At 73.6% G+C, this 18,028-nt stretch carries 15 protein-coding genes; 8 read left to right on the top strand and 7 right to left on the bottom strand.

Annotated elements, in window-relative coordinates:
• Positions 1-95: 95 nt before the first annotated feature.
• On the top strand, positions 96-2,549 hold the full coding sequence (locus ACIP8W_RS11210; RefSeq protein WP_401947882.1) for a right-handed parallel beta-helix repeat-containing protein: 2,454 nt from the start codon (positions 96-98) through the stop codon (positions 2,547-2,549).
• On the opposite strand, the gene ACIP8W_RS11205 is transcribed toward ACIP8W_RS11210, so the two are convergent.
• Positions 2,519-4,903, bottom strand: coding sequence for a hypothetical protein (locus tag ACIP8W_RS11205; RefSeq protein WP_401947880.1), 2,385 nt, complete (start codon positions 4,901-4,903; stop codon positions 2,519-2,521). The genes ACIP8W_RS11210 and ACIP8W_RS11205 overlap by 31 nt on opposite strands.
• Positions 4,904-5,120: 217 nt before the next feature.
• On the opposite strand from ACIP8W_RS11205, the gene ACIP8W_RS11200 reads away from it, so the two are divergent.
• Positions 5,121-5,939, top strand: a complete 819-nt coding sequence (locus ACIP8W_RS11200; protein ID WP_402202730.1) for a DeoR/GlpR family DNA-binding transcription regulator — start codon at positions 5,121-5,123, stop codon at positions 5,937-5,939.
• A 201-nt stretch (positions 5,940-6,140) separates the two neighbouring features.
• Here the strand turns inward: ACIP8W_RS11200 and ACIP8W_RS11195 are convergent, their stop codons facing one another.
• Positions 6,141-7,283: a PLP-dependent cysteine synthase family protein gene (locus tag ACIP8W_RS11195; RefSeq protein ID WP_401948460.1), complete on the bottom strand. Its 1,143-nt coding sequence runs from the start codon at positions 7,281-7,283 to the stop codon at positions 6,141-6,143.
• A gap of 273 nt (positions 7,284-7,556) precedes the next feature.
• Between ACIP8W_RS11195 and ACIP8W_RS11190 the strand changes: the two genes are divergently transcribed.
• Complete coding sequence (locus ACIP8W_RS11190; RefSeq protein ID WP_401947875.1) at positions 7,557-7,874, top strand: hypothetical protein; 318 nt, start codon at positions 7,557-7,559, stop codon at positions 7,872-7,874.
• Positions 7,875-8,121: 247 nt separating this feature from the next.
• Positions 8,122-8,622, top strand: coding sequence for an ATP-binding protein (locus ACIP8W_RS11185; protein WP_401947873.1), 501 nt, complete (start codon positions 8,122-8,124; stop codon positions 8,620-8,622).
• A 32-nt stretch (positions 8,623-8,654) separates the two neighbouring features.
• Here ACIP8W_RS11185 and ACIP8W_RS11180 read toward each other — a convergent pair whose 3' ends face one another.
• Positions 8,655-9,881 carry an ROK family protein gene (locus ACIP8W_RS11180; protein ID WP_402202727.1) on the bottom strand — a complete coding sequence of 409 codons (1,227 nt, stop codon included), beginning with the start codon at positions 9,879-9,881 and terminating at the stop codon, positions 8,655-8,657.
• A gap of 166 nt (positions 9,882-10,047) precedes the next feature.
• Between ACIP8W_RS11180 and ACIP8W_RS11175 the strand changes: the two genes are divergently transcribed.
• Both ACIP8W_RS11175 and ACIP8W_RS11170 read left to right on the top strand, forming a co-directional pair.
• Positions 10,048-11,262 carry an MFS transporter gene (locus ACIP8W_RS11175; RefSeq protein WP_401947868.1) on the top strand — a complete coding sequence of 405 codons (1,215 nt, stop codon included), beginning with the start codon at positions 10,048-10,050 and terminating at the stop codon, positions 11,260-11,262.
• A gap of 58 nt (positions 11,263-11,320) precedes the next feature.
• Positions 11,321-11,584 carry a DUF6332 family protein gene (locus ACIP8W_RS11170; protein WP_401947865.1) on the top strand — a complete coding sequence of 88 codons (264 nt, stop codon included), beginning with the start codon at positions 11,321-11,323 and terminating at the stop codon, positions 11,582-11,584.
• Here the strand turns inward: ACIP8W_RS11170 and ACIP8W_RS11165 are convergent.
• The 3 genes from ACIP8W_RS11165 to ACIP8W_RS11155 form a co-directional block, all read right to left on the bottom strand.
• Positions 11,545-12,210, bottom strand: coding sequence for a response regulator (locus tag ACIP8W_RS11165; RefSeq protein WP_402202725.1), 666 nt, complete (start codon positions 12,208-12,210; stop codon positions 11,545-11,547). The two genes, ACIP8W_RS11170 and ACIP8W_RS11165, sit on opposite strands and share 40 nt — an antisense overlap.
• Before the next feature lie 35 nt (positions 12,211-12,245).
• Entirely contained in the window at positions 12,246-13,448 is a 1,203-nt protein-coding gene (locus ACIP8W_RS11160) for a sensor histidine kinase (RefSeq protein WP_401947860.1), read from the bottom strand.
• A 316-nt stretch (positions 13,449-13,764) separates the two neighbouring features.
• On the bottom strand, positions 13,765-14,466 hold the full coding sequence (locus ACIP8W_RS11155; protein WP_401947857.1) for a TetR/AcrR family transcriptional regulator: 702 nt from the start codon (positions 14,464-14,466) through the stop codon (positions 13,765-13,767).
• A gap of 177 nt (positions 14,467-14,643) precedes the next feature.
• On the opposite strand from ACIP8W_RS11155, the gene ACIP8W_RS11150 reads away from it, so the two are divergent.
• Complete coding sequence (locus ACIP8W_RS11150) at positions 14,644-15,093, top strand: nitroreductase family deazaflavin-dependent oxidoreductase (protein WP_402153762.1); 450 nt, start codon at positions 14,644-14,646, stop codon at positions 15,091-15,093.
• A 69-nt stretch (positions 15,094-15,162) separates the two neighbouring features.
• On the opposite strand, the gene ACIP8W_RS11145 is transcribed toward ACIP8W_RS11150, so the two are convergent.
• On the bottom strand, positions 15,163-16,497 hold the full coding sequence (locus tag ACIP8W_RS11145) for a geranylgeranyl reductase family protein (protein WP_401947851.1): 1,335 nt from the start codon (positions 16,495-16,497) through the stop codon (positions 15,163-15,165).
• Between the two features lie 149 nt (positions 16,498-16,646).
• On the opposite strand from ACIP8W_RS11145, the gene ACIP8W_RS11140 reads away from it, so the two are divergent.
• Positions 16,647-18,011, top strand: a complete 1,365-nt coding sequence (locus ACIP8W_RS11140) for a dipeptidase (protein WP_402202722.1) — start codon at positions 16,647-16,649, stop codon at positions 18,009-18,011.
• Positions 18,012-18,028 lie beyond the last annotated feature (17 nt).

Raw genomic sequence — 18,028 nt, 5'->3', positions numbered from 1 at the left:
GTGCGGCCCGGTCCGCCGTTGCGGCCGGGGTCCGGGGCCGGCGCCCGGGACGGCACAGCACGGGCAGTCGCACGAGGTGGGGGCAGAGCAACACCATGGCACAGGGCACGGTCCAGGTGACGCACACCGGCACATCGCGTTGGCGGCGCCGCACAGGCGAGTACGCCTCCCTCGCCGCAGCCCTGGAGGCCGCCGGGGACGGCGACATACTCACCATCGCCCCCGGTACGTACCGGGAGAATCTCGTCGTCACCCGCGCGGTGACACTGCGCGGCCCGGAGAGTTCGCTCGGTTCGGTACGGATCGCCCCCGTCGACGGGGTGCCGCTGACCGTGCGCGCCTCGGCGACCGTCAGCGACCTCCATGTGGAGGGCCAGGACGCGACGGCCCCCGCGCTGCTCGTCGAGGACGGCACCCCCGAGCTGGCGGACCTGCGGATCGTGACCCGCTCGGCGGCCGGGATAGAGGTACGCGGCGCGGCACGGCCCACCGTCCGGCGCTGCACCGTCGACAATCCGGCCGGGGTCGGTATCGGCGTACTCGACGGCGCGGGCGGGGTGTTCGAGGAGTGCGAGATCGTCGCGGCCGGACAGGCCGGGGTCTCCGTACGCGGCGGCGCCCATCCGCGTCTGGAGCGCTGCCGGGTCCACCACTCCTCGGGCGCCGGTCTCTCGGTGACCGGTGAGGGCAGCGGGCTGGAGGCGATCGGCTGCGAGGTGTACGAGATCAGGGGCACCGGTGTGCAGATCGCGTCCCGGGCCGCCGCCCATCTGACCGACTCCTCCGTGCACCGCACCACGGCGGACGGGATAACCCTCGACACCGACGCCGTACTGACCCTCTCCGACTGCGATATCCACGACATCCCGGAGAACGCGGTCGATCTGCGGTCGCGTTCGGTGCTCACCCTGACCCGGTCCACGGTCCGCCGCTTCGGCCGCAACGGCCTCTCCGTCTGGGACCCGGGCACCCGGGTGGACGCCAACCAGTGCGAGATCCACGACAGTACGGGCGACTATCCGGCCGTCTGGGTCAGCGACGGCGCGACCGTCGTCCTCGACTCCTGCCGGGTCCACGACGTACCGGACGCGCTCTTCGTCCTCGACCGGGGCTCGCGCGCCGATGTGGTCGACAGCGACATCTTCCAGGTCCGCAACACGGCGGTGTCCGTGAGCGACGGCGCGACCGCGCAGCTCGACGACTGCCGGATCAGGGAGGCGTCCACCGGCGCCTGGTTCCGTGACCACGGCAGCGGCGGCACCCTCAACGCCTGCACCATCGACGCCGTCCAGACCGGGGTCATCGTCACCAAGGGCGCCGATCCCACCATCGAGCGCTGTACGGTCACCTCGCCCGCCGAGGCCGGGTTCTACGTCTCCGCCGAGGGCCGCGGCACCTTCCACGGCTGCCGGGTGACGGGCAGCGGCGGCTACGGCTTCCATGTGATGGACGGCTGCCGCACCACGCTCACCCGCTGCCGTACGGAGCGCTGCGCGCGCGGTGGTTACGACTTCGCGGAGGACGGCGACGCGACCGTCGAGGACTGCACCAGCGACGAGAGCGGCATGCCGGCCACGCTGTCCCCGGCGCTGTCCCCGGCGCTGTCGCTGTCACCGGCCGTCCTCCGGCCGCCGGCCGCGCTGACCGCCACCCAGCCCGCCCCCGTCCCCCGGGGCGTGCTTCCGGCGCTGCCCGCGGCCGTTCCCGTACCGGACACGGCCCCCGTGGCGACCGTGGCGCGCGCCTCCGACGATGTCCTCGGGGAGTTGGACGCGCTGGTCGGCCTCGACAGCGTCAAGCGCGAGGTGCGGGCCCTCACCGACATGATCGAGGTGGGCCGCCGCCGCAAGGTGGCCGGGCTGAAGGCGGCCTCGGTCCGCCGCCATCTGGTCTTCACGGGCAACCCCGGCACCGGCAAGACGACCGTCGCCCGGCTGTACGGCGAGATCCTGCACTCCCTGAAGGTGCTGGAGCGCGGCCATCTCGTCGAGGTGTCCCGGGTCGATCTCGTCGGCGAGCACATCGGCTCGACCGCGATCCGGACCCAGGAGGCGTTCGACCGGGCGCGCGGCGGGGTGCTGTTCATCGACGAGGCGTACGCCCTGTCCCCCGAGGACTCCGGGCGGGACTTCGGCAAGGAGGCCATCGACACCCTGGTCAAGCTGATGGAGGACCACCGGGACGCGGTGGTGGTGATCGTCGCCGGGTACACCGCCGAGATGGAGCGGTTCCTGACCGTCAACCCCGGTGTGGCGTCCCGTTTCTCACGGACCATCAGTTTCAGCGACTACGAGCCGGACGAGCTGCTGCGCATCGTGGAGCAGCAGTCCGACGAGCAGGAGTACCGGCTCGGCAAGGGGACGGCCGAGGCGCTGCTGACGTACTTCACCGCCCTGCCCAAGGGGCCCGCCTTCGGCAACGGCCGTACCGCGCGCCAGACGTTCGAGTCGATGGTGGAGCGGCACGCGGGCCGGGTCGCCCAGCTCCCGGAGACCAGCACGGACGACCTGACCCTGCTCTACCCGGACGATCTGCCCGAACTGCCCTGAGTCCGCCCGCCGTCATGGCTGTCGCCGCGCTGCGGCGGCAGTGACGGCGGCGGCAACCGGTCGAGCAGCAGGGCGCGTTCCGCCGCGAAGACCGGGTCGGACCGGTAGTCGGAGTGGCCGAGGATCGGTTCGGGCAGCGGGTGCTGCGCCGTACGGCTGTAGGCGAGCGGATCCATCAGCGGTCCCCGGTCGACCTCGGGGCGCGCGCCCTCGGCGGGGACCCGGACGGGCCCGCCGATCGGGTCGGTGGCCCGCCACAGATTGCGCCAGCAGTGCACCTCCCGGCCCAGCTGTTCGAGCTGTCCGGCGCCGAAGTACGCGGGGAACCACCGGCCGTACAGCCGCTCCAGCGGGGAACCGTACGTCAGCAGCGCGACCCGGTGGCGGGTGGCGGCCGGCAGCTGCCAGATGGTGGCGGCGGCCAGCACACTGCCCTGCGAGTGTCCCGACAGGACGAGCCGGCCGCCGGTGCGGCCGGTCCAGGCGACGATCCGCCAGGTCAGGTCGGGGACGGCGCGCTCGGCGTAGCAGGGCGGCGCGAAGGGGTGGGCGGCGCGCGGCCAGAAGGTACCGACGTCCCAGAGGATGCCGACGGTACGGCGGGCCGAGGCGTCCCGGTAGGCGCGGCGGCCCCAGGTGACGAACAGCAGGAAGCCGAGGCCGATCAGCCAGGAGCCGATGGCCTGCGCGGTGGCGGCCGCGGACTCGATGAGCGAGTCGGTGCCCATGGCCGCCCGGCCCGGCACCTCGCCGCTGGCCCAGGACCCGGTGACGGCGACCGCGCCGAGCAGCAGGGCGGCCCCGGAGACCAGCCCGACGAGCCGGGGCGCGGCGTCGGTGAGCGCCGCCCTGGCCCGTGCCCCGGCCACTTGCCGGGTGCGCAGCGCGTCGCCCTTCACCTTGCCGTACTCCCCCTCGATCACCGGGGCCAGCGCGCGGGCCGTGCGCACCGTCCGCAGGGTCAGCAGGGCGGCCGGGACGAGCAGCAGCACGAGCAGGACGGGGATGACCGCGGCCTGCCAGCTCAGCAGGACGGGCGGGCCGGGGATGGCCCCGCCCATGCCCGGGGTGGCGCCCCCGTCCAGCCAGTCGGCGACCCGTTGGGCGATGCCGCCGGTCATCACCCCGCCCAGAGCGCAGGAGAGCATCGCGACGGCGGGCCCGCCGAGGCCGCGCATCGCGGTCCTGGGCTGGGGCGCGCGGCGGTGGAGCCGGCGGGCGGTGACGACGAGCGCGACGACCAGCGCGAGCTGGGTCAGTACGAGGACGCGGAAGGCCGGATCGCCGGGCAGGGCGCCGGTGGAGACCCAGCCGGGCCGGGACCAGCCCGCGTACAGGACGGACAGGGCGAGCAGCACGAGCGCGCCCGTGGCCAGCCGGCCGGTCAGCAGCTCGTCGAGGGAGCCGTCGCGCCTGCGCTCGCTGCGGCCCCGGCCGCACACCGCCCACAGGACCGCGGCCGCGCACCCCACCAGCGCCGTCTGGAGCGCCCCGCCGAGCAGCGCCGCCACCGGGTGGTGCGCGCTCCGGTCGTACCCGGCCGCCGCGGTGGTGAGCACGGCGGCGACGGTGAGGAAGCCCGCGGCGGTGTGCGCGGCGCGGAGCCGGGCGACGAGCCGGCGCCCGTACCAGAAGCCTGGCCTGCCGAGCGCGGGCCGTACCGTCGGCGGGCCGTCGTCCACAGCGGGGTCGGAGTCGGTACCGGTCGTGGCGGGCTGATCGTCGGTGGGCGGGCGCTGTGCCTCGTACGCGCTCCAGGTCCGGTGGGAGAGGTACCAGAGCAGCGTCACCAGCGCCATGGGCACCACGGCGGCGAGGGCGAGCCGACGGCCGGGCTGCGACCACCAGCCGCCCTGCTCGGGCGACAGGAAGCCGAGCCAGGACCGCCGGTCGACACAGCGGGCCGAGCCCGCGCACTGCCATGCCGTCAGATCGAGCGCGACCTCGCAGGCGGCGGCCGTCAGCAGCACGGTGAGCGTGAGCGCGACCAGCCGTACGAGCACTCCGTACACCCGCTGCGAGCTGCCGAGTCCCGTGGTGGCGGGCCGCATCCAGTGGGCGAGGTTGACCACCATGAAGGGGAGCAGCAGCAGCCACAGGGCGCGGGAGCCGTTGCCGGAGGTGAGGTTGGACCAGCAGTACGCCTCGGGGACCGGGCGGTCGCGGTAGCGCTCGGGGTGGAGTTCGGCGTCGACGTCATCGGCGCGGCGGTGGACGGCGGCCGTCTCGTCGCCGGTGATCCTGACCGTACGGGGATCGTCGAGCATCTTCTGCGGGGTGGCGCCGCCCACTCCGTGGACGAGCAGTTCGAGCGCGGGTCCGGCGCCGTGCGGATCCGGGGTCTCTGGGGGCACTTCGGTGACTCGCTCTCCGGGCGACCGGCCCGGCCGGGGAACGGGGCCGCCCGGCCGGTACAGGGGGGTGCAGGGTAACTGCCCGGGAATCCGGCCGAGGGGACATGCCCCGCACGGTTCTCACCTAATCTCCCCGGACCTCCACCGTCACCGGCCGCCGGGACCGGTGCCGTGGCAGGATGAACCAATTACGACGAGAGTAAGGATCCGCCCTGCGGTGAGCGACAACCAGAACCTTCTCGCGGAGCAGCGCCGCGCCCTGATCCTGGACGAGGTGCGCCGGCGCGGCGGGGTCCGGGTCAACGAGCTGACGCGCACGCTCAATGTCTCCGACATGACGGTACGCAGGGACCTGGACGCGCTGGCCCGGCAGGGGGTCGTCGAGAAGGTGCACGGCGGGGCGGTGCCGGTGGTCGAGGCGAGCACGCACGAGCCGGGGTTCGAGGCCAAGTCGTCGCTGGAGCCGACCGCCAAGCAGGACATCGCTCGGGCGGCGGCGGCCCTGGTGCTGCCCGGCAGCGCCATCGCGCTCTCCGGCGGGACCACGACCTACGCGCTGGCCCATCTGCTGCTGGACGTACCGGAGCTGACGGTGGTGACCAACTCGCCCCGGGTCGCCGATGTGTTCCACTCGGCGCAGCCCCCGGGCCCGGGGGGCGCCCCGCGTCCCGGGGCGGCCACGGTCGTGCTCACGGGCGGGGTGCGTACGCCGTCGGACTCGCTGGTCGGGCCGGTGGCCGACCAGGCGATCCGCTCGCTCCACTTCGATCTGCTCTTCCTCGGGGTGCACGGCATCTCGGCCGAGGCCGGTCTCTCCACGCCGAACCTCGCGGAGGCGGAGACCAACCGGCGGTTCATCCGGTCCGCGCGCCGGGTGGTGGTGGTCGCCGACCACACCAAGTGGGGCACGGTGGGGCTGAGTTCCTTCGCGACGCTGGATCAGGTCGACACGCTGGTGACGGACGCGGGGCTGCCCGCGCCCGCCCGCGAGGAGATCACCGGGCTGCTGCGGGAACTGGTGGTCGCGGGCGGGTGAGCGGCTTCCGGGTCGAACCTCACCCGCCTCGGCGTCGACAGGACCTGGCGGCGGCCGACCGCCCGCGACGCGGCGGGCGGGGGTGCCGCTGACGCGGATCTCCGGGCCGGCCCGGGGCCCTGGCCCCGTTGACCACGCGCGCCGGGCGGGTGGTGTTCGGCCGCGCCGTCGACCGGCTGCCGCGGTGACGGCGGGAGGGGCTCAGTCCGGCCAGACGCCCGTCATGAGGAACCGGTCGAGCGTGGCGGTGTACGGGGCGATGTCGAGGCCCTGGGCGGCCAGCCAGTCGTCCGAGTAGTACTTGTCGAGATAGCGCTCGCCCGGGTCGCACAGCAGGGTGACCACGCTGCCCGTATCGCCGTCGGCGACCATTCCGGCGATGATCCGCAGCGCGCTCCACAGCCCGGTGCCGGTGGAGCCGCCCGCCTTGCGGCCGATGGCGCGCTCCAGGACACGTACGGCGGCGACGCTCGCCGCGTCGGGCACCTTCATCATCCGGTCGATGGCGCCGGGGAGGAAGCTCGGCTCCATCCGGGGGCGGCCGATGCCCTCGATCCGGGAACCGCGCTCGCTGCGCGCCTGGGGGTCGTCGTGGGTCCAGCCGTCGAAGAAACAGGAGTTCTCCGGGTCGGGGACACAGATCTTCGTATCGAACTGCATGTAATGGACATACCGAGCAATGGTCGCCGAGGTGCCGCCCGTCCCGGCCGTGGCGACGATCCAGGCGGGCTCCGGATAGCGCTCCAGCTTGAGCTGCTGGTAGACCGATTCGGCGATGTTGTTGTTGCCGCGCCAGTCGGTGGCGCGTTCCGCGTAGGTGAACTGGTCCATGTAGTGGCCGCCGGTGGTCGCGGCCAGCGCCGCCGACTCCTCGTAGATCCTGCCGGCGTCGTCGGCGAAGTGGCACCGCCCACCGTGGAATTCGATCAGCCGGCACTTTTCGGGGCTGGTGGTGCGCGGCATGACGGCGATGAACGGCACGCCGATCAGTTTCGCGAAGTACGCCTCGGAGACGGCGGTCGATCCGCTGGACGCCTCGATTACGGGCTTCCCCGGTCTGATCCAGCCATTGCACAGGCCGTAGAGGAACAGCGAACGGGCGAGCCGGTGTTTGAGGCTGCCGGTCGGATGCGTCGACTCGTCCTTCAGATACAGGTCGATGCCCCACCGCTCGGGCAGCGGAAAGCGCAGCAGATGCGTGTCCGCGGAGCGGTTGGCGTCCGCCTGGACCTTGCGTACGGCTTCTTTGAGCCAGGCCCGGTACGCCGGATCACTGCGGTCGACATCGGCGGTCACCGCGGCTGTACGGCCCGGCCCGTCGCTCCGGCCGGCCGCTTCCCGCAGCGGTGCGCTTCCGCGCGCCGCGTTCCCGCGCACCCCGTCTGTCTCCGTCACGCCCGACACTCCTCGCTGTTCGGTACTTTCCGACCCCTGGATCACATGCGAACCGTACCCCTATCCACCTGCACTGACGATATTTTTGGGCGGTTACGTCAGCTCTTCGGGGGCGCGGCCGGAACCGCGCTCTGGTGCCGGGCCGCCGAGTTGTGCACACTTCCAGGGAGGGGACTTTTGGGGAATGGCACGAGCAAATGGCATGGAGGGGGCTGAAAGGCCATGGCTGAGCCGGAGTTCGACGCGCGCGGGGTACGGATCGAGCGGTGGCCGCGCTCGCTCACCAGGGCCGGACAGGTCCTGATCCAGGACGGCAGACTGGCGCTGCTGACCAGCTACGGCCGGGTGATCGACAGCGCCCCGCTGCGGGCCGTCTCGGCGGCGCGGCCCTGGTTCGCGGGCAGCGGCAGCGCGGTCGCCACCGTCAACGGCATCCGCTACCGGCTGACCATGGGCCAGCGCGGGCGCAAGCCCGACGCGACGGCGCTGGCCGGGCGGTTCATGGACGCCGTGCGCGGGGCGGGCCGTCCGAAGACCTGACCGGTTCCGTCGCCCCCGCGGCCCCTCCGAGGACGACCGGCCCCTCCGAGGACGACCGGCCCCTCCGCGAGACGGCCGGTCCCTTCGCGAGTTGCGAAGTCCTGCCCCATGGTTCACTCTGGTCACATATCACACAGGGTTAATCGGCGGTAACGCTGCGATCCAGCCCCGCCGGGCGGGACAGCGGCACGCCAGCCACTGGATCCGATCTCGTCTTCTTCCGGACCTCATTCGGGGAGTCGCAGCCGTGATCAGCAGGCACTGCACGGTAGAGCTCCACGCCCTGCCGTCGCGGATCGGACAGGTCCGCAGAATCATCTCGGCGCAACTGCGCTACTGGCATCTCGATCCGCTGATCGACCAGGCGGAACTCGGCGTCACCGAGCTGCTGACCAATGTCCACCGGCACGCGCAGCCCGACAAGCGGTGCACCGTCGACATCGAGCTGCTGCTCGAACGGCTCACGGTCTCGGTCAGCGACCACGACCCCCGGGTGCCCGCCGTCAACGACGCCAGCCTCTTCGACACCACCGGACGCGGTCTCGCGCTGATCGCGGCGGTCAGCGAGAGCTGGGGCATCCGTCCCAGGGGCGATACGGGAAAGAGCATCTGGTTCACGCTCCCCGCCCCGCCCGTCGCGCTGACCCTGCCGCTCCGCCCGGTGTACGGCGCGACGACCGACGGCCCCTTCCCCGCCGACGCCCCGTTCCCGGCGACGGGGTCCGGAAACCGCTTCTGTACCTATTAGGACCTGGGTACGTGGGGGAGCCGGCGCGGGGCTCACGCCTCCTGGCGGGTGAGCGCGCCGAGCGGGTCGTCGAGCACCGGCTGCCAGGCCAGCTCGGCGGCGCCGACCAGGCTGTTGTGGGCGAGCGTGCAGGGCAGGATGGGGACGCCCCCGCTGCGGCCCCACAGGCTGCGGTCGGCGACGACGGCACGCAGCCGGTCCGGGTCGGCGTCGAGCAGCTCCTGGTGGAGTCCGCCGAGGATGATCCGGTCGGGGTTGAGGATGTTGACCAGTCCCGCGAGGCCCAGGCCCAGCCGGTCGATCAGCTCCTCGGCGGCTCTCCGGACGGAGGGGTCGGCGTACTCCGAACGGAGCAGGTCCCGGGACTGCTGGAGCAGCGAGACCTCGGGGCCGGGGGCGCGGCCCGCCGTCGCGAGGAAGGCGAGCGGGTCGGCCTCGACGTCGAGGCAGCCCTTGCCGCCGCAGTAGCAGGGGCGTCCCTCGGGGTTGACCGTGAGATGGCCGACCTCCAGGGCCAGCCCCGAACTGCCGCTGTGCAGACGGCCGTCGAGGACGAGCGCGCCGCCCACGCCCCGGTGTCCGGTGGCGACGCAGAGCAGATGCCGCGCGCCCCGGCCCGCGCCGTGCCGGTGTTCGGCGAGCGCGGCGAGATTGACATCGTTACCGGTGAACGCGGGGCCTTCGAGACCGGCCGCGCGGACCCGTTCGGCGAAGATCTCCCGGACCGGCGCCCCGGCGGGCCAGGCGAGATGGAGCGGGTTGAGGGCGGTGCCCTCCGGTTCCGCGACCGCCGACGGTACGGCCAGGCCCGCGCCCACACACCGCAGTCCGCCGGCCCGCAGCAGCCCGGCCCCGGCCTCGACCACCTCTCCGAGCACCTGTGCGGGGTCGGCCGTGACCGTACCGCAGCCGGGGACCGTGGCGACGATCCGGCCGCCGAGCCCGACCAGCGCGGCCCGGAAGCCGTCCGCGTGGATCTGGGCGGCGAGCGCGACGGGGCCCCGCTCGTCGACGGACAGCCGGTGCGAGGGTCTGCCCTGGGAACCGGCCGCCGCCCCGGGCCGGGAGTCGACCCGGATCAGGCCGAGGGCCTCCAGCTCCGCGGCGACGGCCCCGGCCGTGGCGCGGGTGACGCCCAGCTCCGCCGTGAGGACGGCGCGGGTGGGCGCGCGGCCCGTGTGAACCAGTTCCAGTGCTGGGCCGAGCGCACCGCGGCCTCTCTCCAGCCTTGCCCGGGTGGTGGTCCCCTTGCCGTCCATGGAGGCGAGTCTCCCATGATCCGAAGGCGCGGCCGACGCCCTTGTACGGAGCGGTCGATGACCCGCGTACCGAGCGCCCCGACGCCCTGTACGGAGCGCCGGATGGCCCGCGTACCGAGCGGCCGATGCCCTTGCCCGGGAGGGGAGCCGCCCCTATCCTCACTTTGTGCCGAACTTAAACAAAATACGGACGGCCCTCGCGGGAAGGCGCTCCGGCGATCCCTGCACCCGCTCGCTGTCCCGCCTCCGTACCGCCGTGACCGTCTTCTTCGCCCTCGACGGCTTCGTGTTCGCCGGGTGGGTGGTCCGTATCCCGGCCATCAAGCAGCAGACCGGTTCCTCGGCCAGCGACCTCGGCCTCGCCCTGCTCTGTGTGTCGGCGGGCGCCGTCGCGACGATGACGCTCACCGGCCGGCTCTGCCGTGTGTTCGGCAGCCGCCCGGTGACGGTGGCCTGCGCCGTCCTGCTCTCGCTGAGCATCCTGCTGCCGCCGCAGACCCACTCCGCGCTCACCCTCGGGCTGGTGCTGCTGCTGTTCGGCTCGGCCTACGGCGGATTGAACGTGGCCATGAACAGCGCGGCCGTCGAACTGGTCGCGGCCCTGCGGCGCCCGGTGATCTCCAGCTTCCACGCCGCGTTCAGCCTCGGCGGCATGGTCGGGGCGGGCCTCGGCGGGCTGGTCGCGGACCGGCTCTCCCCCGCCGTCCACCTCGCCCTGCTGACCGTGATCGGTCTGCTGGTCACCGCGGCCACCGCCCCCACACTGCTGCGCCACTCCGTTCCCGTACCGGCCCGTACGGAACACACCCCACACGCCCGGCGGCTCGACGGGCGGACCCGGCGCCTCGTCCTGCTCTTCGGCGTGATCGCGGGCTGCACGGCGTACGGCGAAGGCGCGATGGCCGACTGGAGCGCGCTCCACCTCACCCAGGACCTCGGCGCCTCCCCGGGGGCCGCCGCCGCCGGATTCTCGCTCTTCGCCCTGACCATGACGGCGGGACGGCTCTCCGGTACGGCGCTGCTGGAGCGCCTGGGGCAGACGCGCGCCCTGGTCGTGGGCGGTGCCACCGCCGCGCTCGGCATGCTGCTCGGCTCCCTCGCGCCGACGCTCTGGCTGGCCCTGACGGGCTTCGCCGTGGCCGGTCTCGGCCTCGCCAACATCTTCCCCGTGGCCATCGGCCGGGCGGGCGCGCTGGCCGGTCCCTCCGGGGTCGCCACCGCGTCCACCCTGGGGTACGGCGGGATGCTGCTGGGGCCGCCCGCGATCGGCTTCCTCGCCGACTGGTTCTCGCTGCCCCTCGCCCTGACCACGGTGGCCGTGCTGGCCGCCGCCGCGGCGCTGCTCGGGTACGCGGCCCGGGGCGCCCCGGCGCGCGGGTAACCGCCACCGGGGGCGGGCGGCTTGCCCCGGACGGCCGCCGTTGGCGAGACTGGGGCGCATGGAGAGACGCAGCGGTGCGGAGCGGGACGCCATCACGGTCGAGATCGGCTTCGCGCTGCTCACGGGCGGCTTCGCGGCGGCCCTGGTGTTCGGCGCGCTCGCCGGCCCCGCCTGGTACTTCGGCCTCCCCCGGTTCCTCGTGCCGCTCGCCGGGGCGGTCGCGGGGCTGGTCTTCGTGGCCCGGGTCGTCCAGGTGCTGTGGCGGTTCCCGCAGCGGGTGGCTCAGCCGAGCCAGCCGGGCCGTACCAGCCCGGACTCATAGGCCAGGACGACCAGTTGGGCCCGGTCGCGGGCGCCGAGCTTCACCATCGTCCTGCTGACGTGCGTCTTGGCGGTGAGCGGGCTGACGACCAGCCTGCGGGCTATCTCGTCGTTGGACAGACCGATCCCGACCAGTGTCATCACCTCCCGTTCCCGCTCGGTGAGTTCACCGAGACCGAGCAGGTCCGCCGGTTCCTTGGAGCGGGACGCGAACTCCGCGATGAGCCGGCGGGTGACCCCCGGCGACAGCAGCGCGTCGCCCTCCCGCACGGCCCTGATGGCGCGCACCAGCTCCGCCGGTTCGGTGTGTTTGACGAGAAAGCCGGAGGCGCCCGAGCGGATCGCCTCGAAAACGTACTCGTCGAGTTCGAAGGTGGTCAGGATGACGACCTTCACCGAGGCGAGCAGGGTGTCCCCGGTGATCCGGCGGGTGGCGGCGAGCCCGTCGAGCAGGGGCATCCGGATGTCCATCAGCACCACATCGGGGCCCAGTTCGCGCACCCGGCGCAGCGCCTCCTCGCCGTCCGCGGCCTCGCCCACGACCTCGATGTCGGGCTGCGCGTCGAGCAGGGCGCGGAAGCCCGCCCGTACCAGCGACTGGTCGTCGGCGAGCAGTACGCGGATCACGGTGTCCTACCTTCTCTCGATACGGGACGGGCCGGTCAGGCCCCGGTCTTCAGGGGGAGCGCGGCCCGGACACGGTAGCCGCCGTCCGGCCGTGGCGCGGCCTCGGCCGTGCCGCCGAGCGCGGCGGCCCGCTCCCGCATGCCGACGAGCCCGTTGCCGCTGCCGCCCGCCTCCGAACCGGTCGGCGGTCCCTCGTCGTCGATACGGAGACGGAGCAGCCCGGGTTCACAGCCGATCAGGACCCGGGCGGTACGGGAGCCGGAGTGGCGCACCACATTGGTCAGCGCCTCCTGGACGATCCGGAAGGCGGCCAGATCGACGCCGGGTGGCAGCGCGGGCCGCTTCCCCTCGCGCAGGACCTCGACGGTGAGCCCCGCGTGCGCGGCCTGTTCGACGAGTTCCGGCAGCCGGTCGAGCCCGGGGGCGGGGGCGCGCGGGGCGTCGCCGGGGGTTCTGAGGGTGTCCAGGACCTGGCGCACCTCGCCGAGCGCCTCCTTGCTCGCCGCCTTGATGGTGGTGAGCGCGGTACGGGCCTGCTCGCGGTCGGAGTCGAGCAGGGCGAGCCCGGCACCCGCCTGGACGTTGATGACGGAGAGGGAGTGGGCCAGGACGTCGTGGAGTTCGCGGGCGATCCGCAGCCGTTCCTCGCTCTCCCGGCGCCGCTTGGCCGCCGCGCGCTCGGCGCCCTCCCCGGCCCACTGTTCCCGCCGTACCCTGGCGAGTTCCGAGGCCGCGCAGACCGCGGCCACGAAGGCGGCGATCACCAGCTCCTGCCCCCAGGGCGCGGCCCGGTCGTGGGCGGGCGGCAGCATCCGGTAGAGCCAGTGCCCGAGCAGCAGATGCCCCACCCAGAGCACGCCCACCGCCCACCAGGCCGCCCGCCGGTGGCCGGCGACGGTCGCGGCGAAACAGGCGACGGCGGCGGTGAGGAAGACCGGCCCGTACGGGTAACCCGCGCCCAGATACAGCAGGGTGAGCGCCGAGACACCGAGCACGCAGCGGACGGGCCGGCGTCTGCGCAGAAGCAGCAGGGCGGGGCCCGCGAGCAGCAACAGCCAGCCGAGGGCGTCGAGTCCGGCCCGGTCGTCCTGGCCCGGGGCGACGAGCGCGGTGCCCATCAGGACGAACCCGGCGAGCACGGCGGTCGACCGCCAGGGCAGCCGCCCGCGCGCCCGGGGCGGCGCGTCCTGCTCCCCGGGGGGACCGCCGCCGGGCCGCCGTCCGTACCGCTCTTCCATACCGGCCACGCTAGTGCCCCTCCCGGCAAGCTTTGCCCCGTCGCGCCGCCCATCACGCCCTCCCCCGGCCACCTCCCCCGGACTCCGTCCGGGGGGGCACTCCCAGAGGTGCCCCACACCGAGGGCTCCCGGCCGCCCTGCGATCGCACGCACCGGACAACGCTCCTCATGGGGCACACGTCGCCGGTCACGGCATTGGACCGACGGCCCCGTCCGGGCGCCGGCCGGGCGGCGTGACCGCGCGTACCCCCCCGGGGGGGTACGGGGCCGGGCCCCGCGACCCGGCCCGCCCGGCGCGTGGCCCGGCGCGCGGGGCTCAGCGCCCGGGGGCGTCGAGCAGGCCCACCTCGTACGCGAGGCGGCGAGTGGCGTGGGCGAACAGTTCGTCGCGGGCCTCGACCACCCTGGTGAACTGGCCGAAGAGTTCGAAGGAGACCAGCCCGAAGAGCTGTGCCCAGGCCGCGACCAGAGCCGCCGTCACCTCCGGCGGAAGGCCGGGGGCGAATTCGTCGGCCAGCCGCCGGGCCTCCGGGCGGAGATCGGCTGCGAGGGGCGGGATCGAGAGGCGGTCCGTGCGGTGGGCGTCCCGGGCCACGGCGATCAGGACGAGACCGACCCGGGCGGCCGGTTCGACGGTGAGCCGGGGCGCCGTGTACCCGGGGACCGGGGAGCCGTAGATGAGCGCGTACTCATGGGGGTGGGCGAGGGCCCAGTCGCGCACCGCCGCGCAGACGGCGACCCAGCGGGCCGGGGGGTCGGCGGGGTCCGCGGCGGCCAGGGCGGCTTCGGCTTCGGCGCCGACCGCGTTGTAGGCGTCGACGATCAGGGCGGTCAGCAGCTCGTCCCGGCTGGGGAAGTAACGGTAGAGGGCGGACGAGACCATGCCCAGCTCACGGGCGACCGCGCGCAGGGAGAGCTTGGGCGCGCCCTGGTCGGCGAGTTGTCTGCGGGCCTCGTCCTTGATCGCCGCGGTGACTTCGGTGCGGGCCCGTTCCCTGGCTCCACGGATGGTCGTCATGGGGAGCAGTGTAATCAACCCGGATCAGCGATCCGAAAAGAGAGCGCTGCTCTTGCTTTGGATCGGCGAACGGGTACACACTGCTCTTAAGTGAGAGCAGTGCTCTCGAAGTGCTCTCGAAACCCGGCCCGCGGCCCCAGGCACGCCCCGCCCGGGCCCGACCCCAGGAGGATCCCCATGTCCCAGCCGTACTACCTCAAGGGCAGCCCGTTCGCCGTCCGCTTGAACAGCGCCATCGGCTGGCTCGCCCGCCACGGCGTCAGCATGCTCGGCACCGCCGAGCTCTCCGTACGCGGCCGCAGGAGCGGCACCCTCCAGCGCGTCCCCGTCAACCCGCATACGTACGAGGGCAAGCAGTACCTGGTCTCGGCCCGCGGCCACTCGCAGTGGGTACGCAACATGCGCGCCGCCGGCGGCGGTGAACTCCAGGTCGGCCGGAAGGTCCGTGCCTTCACCGCGACGGAACTGCCCGACAGCGAGAAGCTCGCGGTGCTGCGCACCTATCTGGAGCGCTGGGGCTGGGAGGTCGACCAGTACTTCCAGGGGGTCACCGCGAAGTCCGGCGACGCGGAGATCATCGCGGCCGCCCCCGACCACCCGGTCTTCCTGATCAGGACGGAGTCCTGATCGGCCGCCGGCCCGCGCCCCGGCATCCGTACCACCCGCCGCCCGGTCGGTCCCGGGCGCCCGGCCCGGTCAGTCCCGGGCGCCCGGCTCCTCCGGGGAGCGGGACGCCACGCCCGCCTCGGGAGCCGACCCGTCCCGCTCACCGGCGGGGCCCGCCGCATCGGCCGTCTCGTCCTTCGCCGCGGCCGCCTGCTTGCGGTCCAGCACATCGAGCGCGCGCCGGGCCATCGGGTGGGTCCGTACGATCCCGGCCAGGGTGGTCGACCCCCGGGTGATGTCCGCGAACGCCTTCCAGGCGGGCCGCAGCCCTGTTATGGCCGCGTGCACCACGCCGGGCCGGCGCGCGAAGATGCCGAGCATCCGGCGGCCGACGCTCATCTCGACGCCGAGACCGGCCTTGATAGCGAACGTGTAGTTCAGCGCCTGTCTGCGGGCGTCCACCGCGTCGTGCGACTCCGAGATCCGCACCGCCCACTCCCCCGCCAGCCGGCCGGAGCGCAGCGCGAAGGAGATGCCCTCCCGGGTCCACGGCTCCAGCAGCCCCGCCGCGTCCCCGCACACCAGCACCCGGCCGCGCGACAGCGGCGAGTCCTCGCTGCGGCACCGGGTCAGATGGCCGGACGAGACGGCGGGCTCGAACCCGGCGAGCCCGAGCCGGGCGACGAAGTCCTCCAGATAGCGCTTGGTCGCCGAGCCCTCGCCCCGCGCCGAGATCACTCCGACCGTGAGGGTGTCGCCCTTGGGGAACACCCAGCCGTAACTGCCGGGCAGCGGGCCCCAGTCGATCTGCGCCCGCCCCGCCCAGTCCTCCGCGACCGTGGGCGGGACCGGGATCTCCAGCTCCAGGCCCAGATCCACCTGGTCCATCTTCACGCCGACATGGGCGCCGATCCGGCTCGCGCTGCCGTCCGCGCCGACCACGGCCCGCGCCAGCACCGTCTCGCCGTCCGAGAGGACGACGGCGACCGTGCGCCGGTCGGGCACGGCGGGCCCGTGCTGTTCGACCCGGGAGACCGTCGCGCCCGTACGCAGCACCGCTCCGGCCTTCTGGGCGTGCTCCACCAGACTCGCGTCGAACTCCGGGCGGTTGATGAGCCCGAAGAGCATGCGCTTGGAGCGGCGGGTCCGGCTGAGCTTCCCGTTGAGCGAGAAGGTCACCGCGTGCACACGTTCCTTGAGCGGCAGCTCGAAGCCCGGGGGCAGCGAGTCGCGCGTGGGACCTATGATCCCGCCCCCGCAGGTCTTGTAGCGGGGCAACTCGGCCTTCTCCAGCAGCAGCACCTGACGGCCCGCGACCGCCGCCGCGTACGCCGCGGAGGCTCCCGCCGGTCCTGCGCCGACCACGACGACATCCCACACCGGCTGGTCGTGCACGCTTCCGGCGTCTGCGTTCTCGCTGCTCACGATGTGCTTCTGCTCCTGATCCGACCAGTGGCCCCTGCTGTCGAACGGCATCCTACGGCGCTGGTGCCCCGCACCCGCTGTGGGAGGATCGACAATGCCTTCGATGTACACCTGACTGAGACAACGTTGTATCCACCTGGAGCGTGCCCATGACCGCCAATCCGATCGCCGGGACCGTCGCGTCCCTGATGCCCCGTGCCCGTACGGAGCTGGCGGAGCTGGTCGCGTTCCGGTCGGTGGCGGACCCCGCGGTGTTCCCCAGGAGCGAGTGCGAGGCCGCCGCGGGCTGGGTGGCCGATGCGCTGCGCGCCGAGGGGTTCCAGGACGTCGCGCTGCTGGACACCCCCGACGGCACCCAGTCCGTCTACGGCCTGCTGCCCGGCCCCGAGGGCGCCCCGATCGTACTGCTCTACGCCCACTACGACGTCCAGCCGCCGCTGGACGAGGACGCCTGGCTGACGCCGCCGTTCGAACTGACGGAGCGTGCGGGACGCTGGTACGGACGCGGGGCCGCCGACTGCAAGGGCGGCTTCCTGATGCATCTGCTCGCGCTGCGCGCCCTCAAGGCGAACGGCGGGGTGCCGGTGGGCGTCAAGGTCGTCGTCGAGGGCTCCGAGGAGCAGGGCACCGGAGGGCTGGAGCGGTACGCGGAGGCGCACCCGGAGCTGCTCGCCGCCGACGCGGTGGTGATCGGCGACACGGGCAACTTCCGGATCGGGGTGCCGACCGTCACCGCGACCCTGCGCGGGATGACCATGGTCCGGGTCGCGGTGGACACCCTCGAGGGCAACCTGCACTCGGGCCAGTTCGGCGGGGCGGCGCCCGACGCGCTCGCCGCGCTGATCAGGGTCCTCGACTCGCTGCGCGCCGAGGACGGCTCCACCACCGTGGACGGGCTGGCCGCGGACGGCCGTTGGGACGGGCTCGCCTACCCGGAGGCGGACTTCCGCCAGGACGCCAAGGTGCTCGACGGTGTGGGGCTGATCGGCGGCGGTACGGTCGCGGACCGGCTCTGGGCGCGGCCCGCCGTCACCGTACTGGGCATCGACTGCCCGCCGGTGGTGGGGGCCACGCCGTCCGTCCAGGCGAGCGCGCGGGCGACGGTCAGTCTGCGGGTGCCGCCGGGGCAGGACGCGGTGGGGGCGACCGCGCTGCTGACCGCGCACCTCCGGAAGCACACCCCGTGGGGCGCGCGGGTCGCGGTCGAACCGGTGGGCCAGGGCCAGCCGTTCCGCGCGGACACCGCCAGCCCCGCGTACACCGCGATGGCCGAGGCGATGCGGGTGGCGTATCCGGGCGAGGAGATGCAGTCCGCCGGGATGGGCGGCTCCATCCCGCTCTGCAACACGCTGGCCGAGCTGTATCCGAAGGCGGAGATCCTGCTGATCGGGCTGAGCGAGCCCGAGGCGCGGATCCACGCGGTGAACGAGAGCGTCTCGCCCGAGGAGCTGGAGCGGCTCTCCGTGGCGGAGGCGCATTTCCTGGTGAACTACGCGCGCTCCAAGGGGGCATGAGGCCCGGTGGCGCTGTC

It is taken from the genome of Streptomyces sp. NPDC088554 (assembly GCF_044752945.1).
Lineage (GTDB): Bacteria > Actinomycetota > Actinomycetes > Streptomycetales > Streptomycetaceae > Streptomyces.
The sequence above is the reverse complement of the archived record's forward strand: the minus strand, read 5'-3'. Positions and strand labels throughout refer to the sequence as shown.

What these genes read in the sequence shown, in the direction of transcription:
- ACIP8W_RS11210 (WP_401947882.1), top strand. Translation starts at nt 96, where the DNA reads ATGGCACAGGGCACGGTCCAGGTGACGCACACCGGCACATCGCGTTGG.
- ACIP8W_RS11190 (WP_401947875.1), top strand. Translation starts at nt 7,557, where the DNA reads ATGGCTGAGCCGGAGTTCGACGCGCGCGGGGTACGGATCGAGCGGTGG.
- ACIP8W_RS11180 (WP_402202727.1), bottom strand. Translation starts at nt 9,881, where the DNA reads ATGGACGGCAAGGGGACCACCACCCGGGCAAGGCTGGAGAGAGGCCGC.
- ACIP8W_RS11170 (WP_401947865.1), top strand. Translation starts at nt 11,321, where the DNA reads ATGGAGAGACGCAGCGGTGCGGAGCGGGACGCCATCACGGTCGAGATC.
- ACIP8W_RS11160 (WP_401947860.1), bottom strand. Translation starts at nt 13,448, where the DNA reads ATGGAAGAGCGGTACGGACGGCGGCCCGGCGGCGGTCCCCCCGGGGAG.
- ACIP8W_RS11155 (WP_401947857.1), bottom strand. Translation starts at nt 14,466, where the DNA reads ATGACGACCATCCGTGGAGCCAGGGAACGGGCCCGCACCGAAGTCACC.
- ACIP8W_RS11150 (WP_402153762.1), top strand. Translation starts at nt 14,644, where the DNA reads ATGTCCCAGCCGTACTACCTCAAGGGCAGCCCGTTCGCCGTCCGCTTG.
- ACIP8W_RS11140 (WP_402202722.1), top strand. Translation starts at nt 16,647, where the DNA reads ATGACCGCCAATCCGATCGCCGGGACCGTCGCGTCCCTGATGCCCCGT.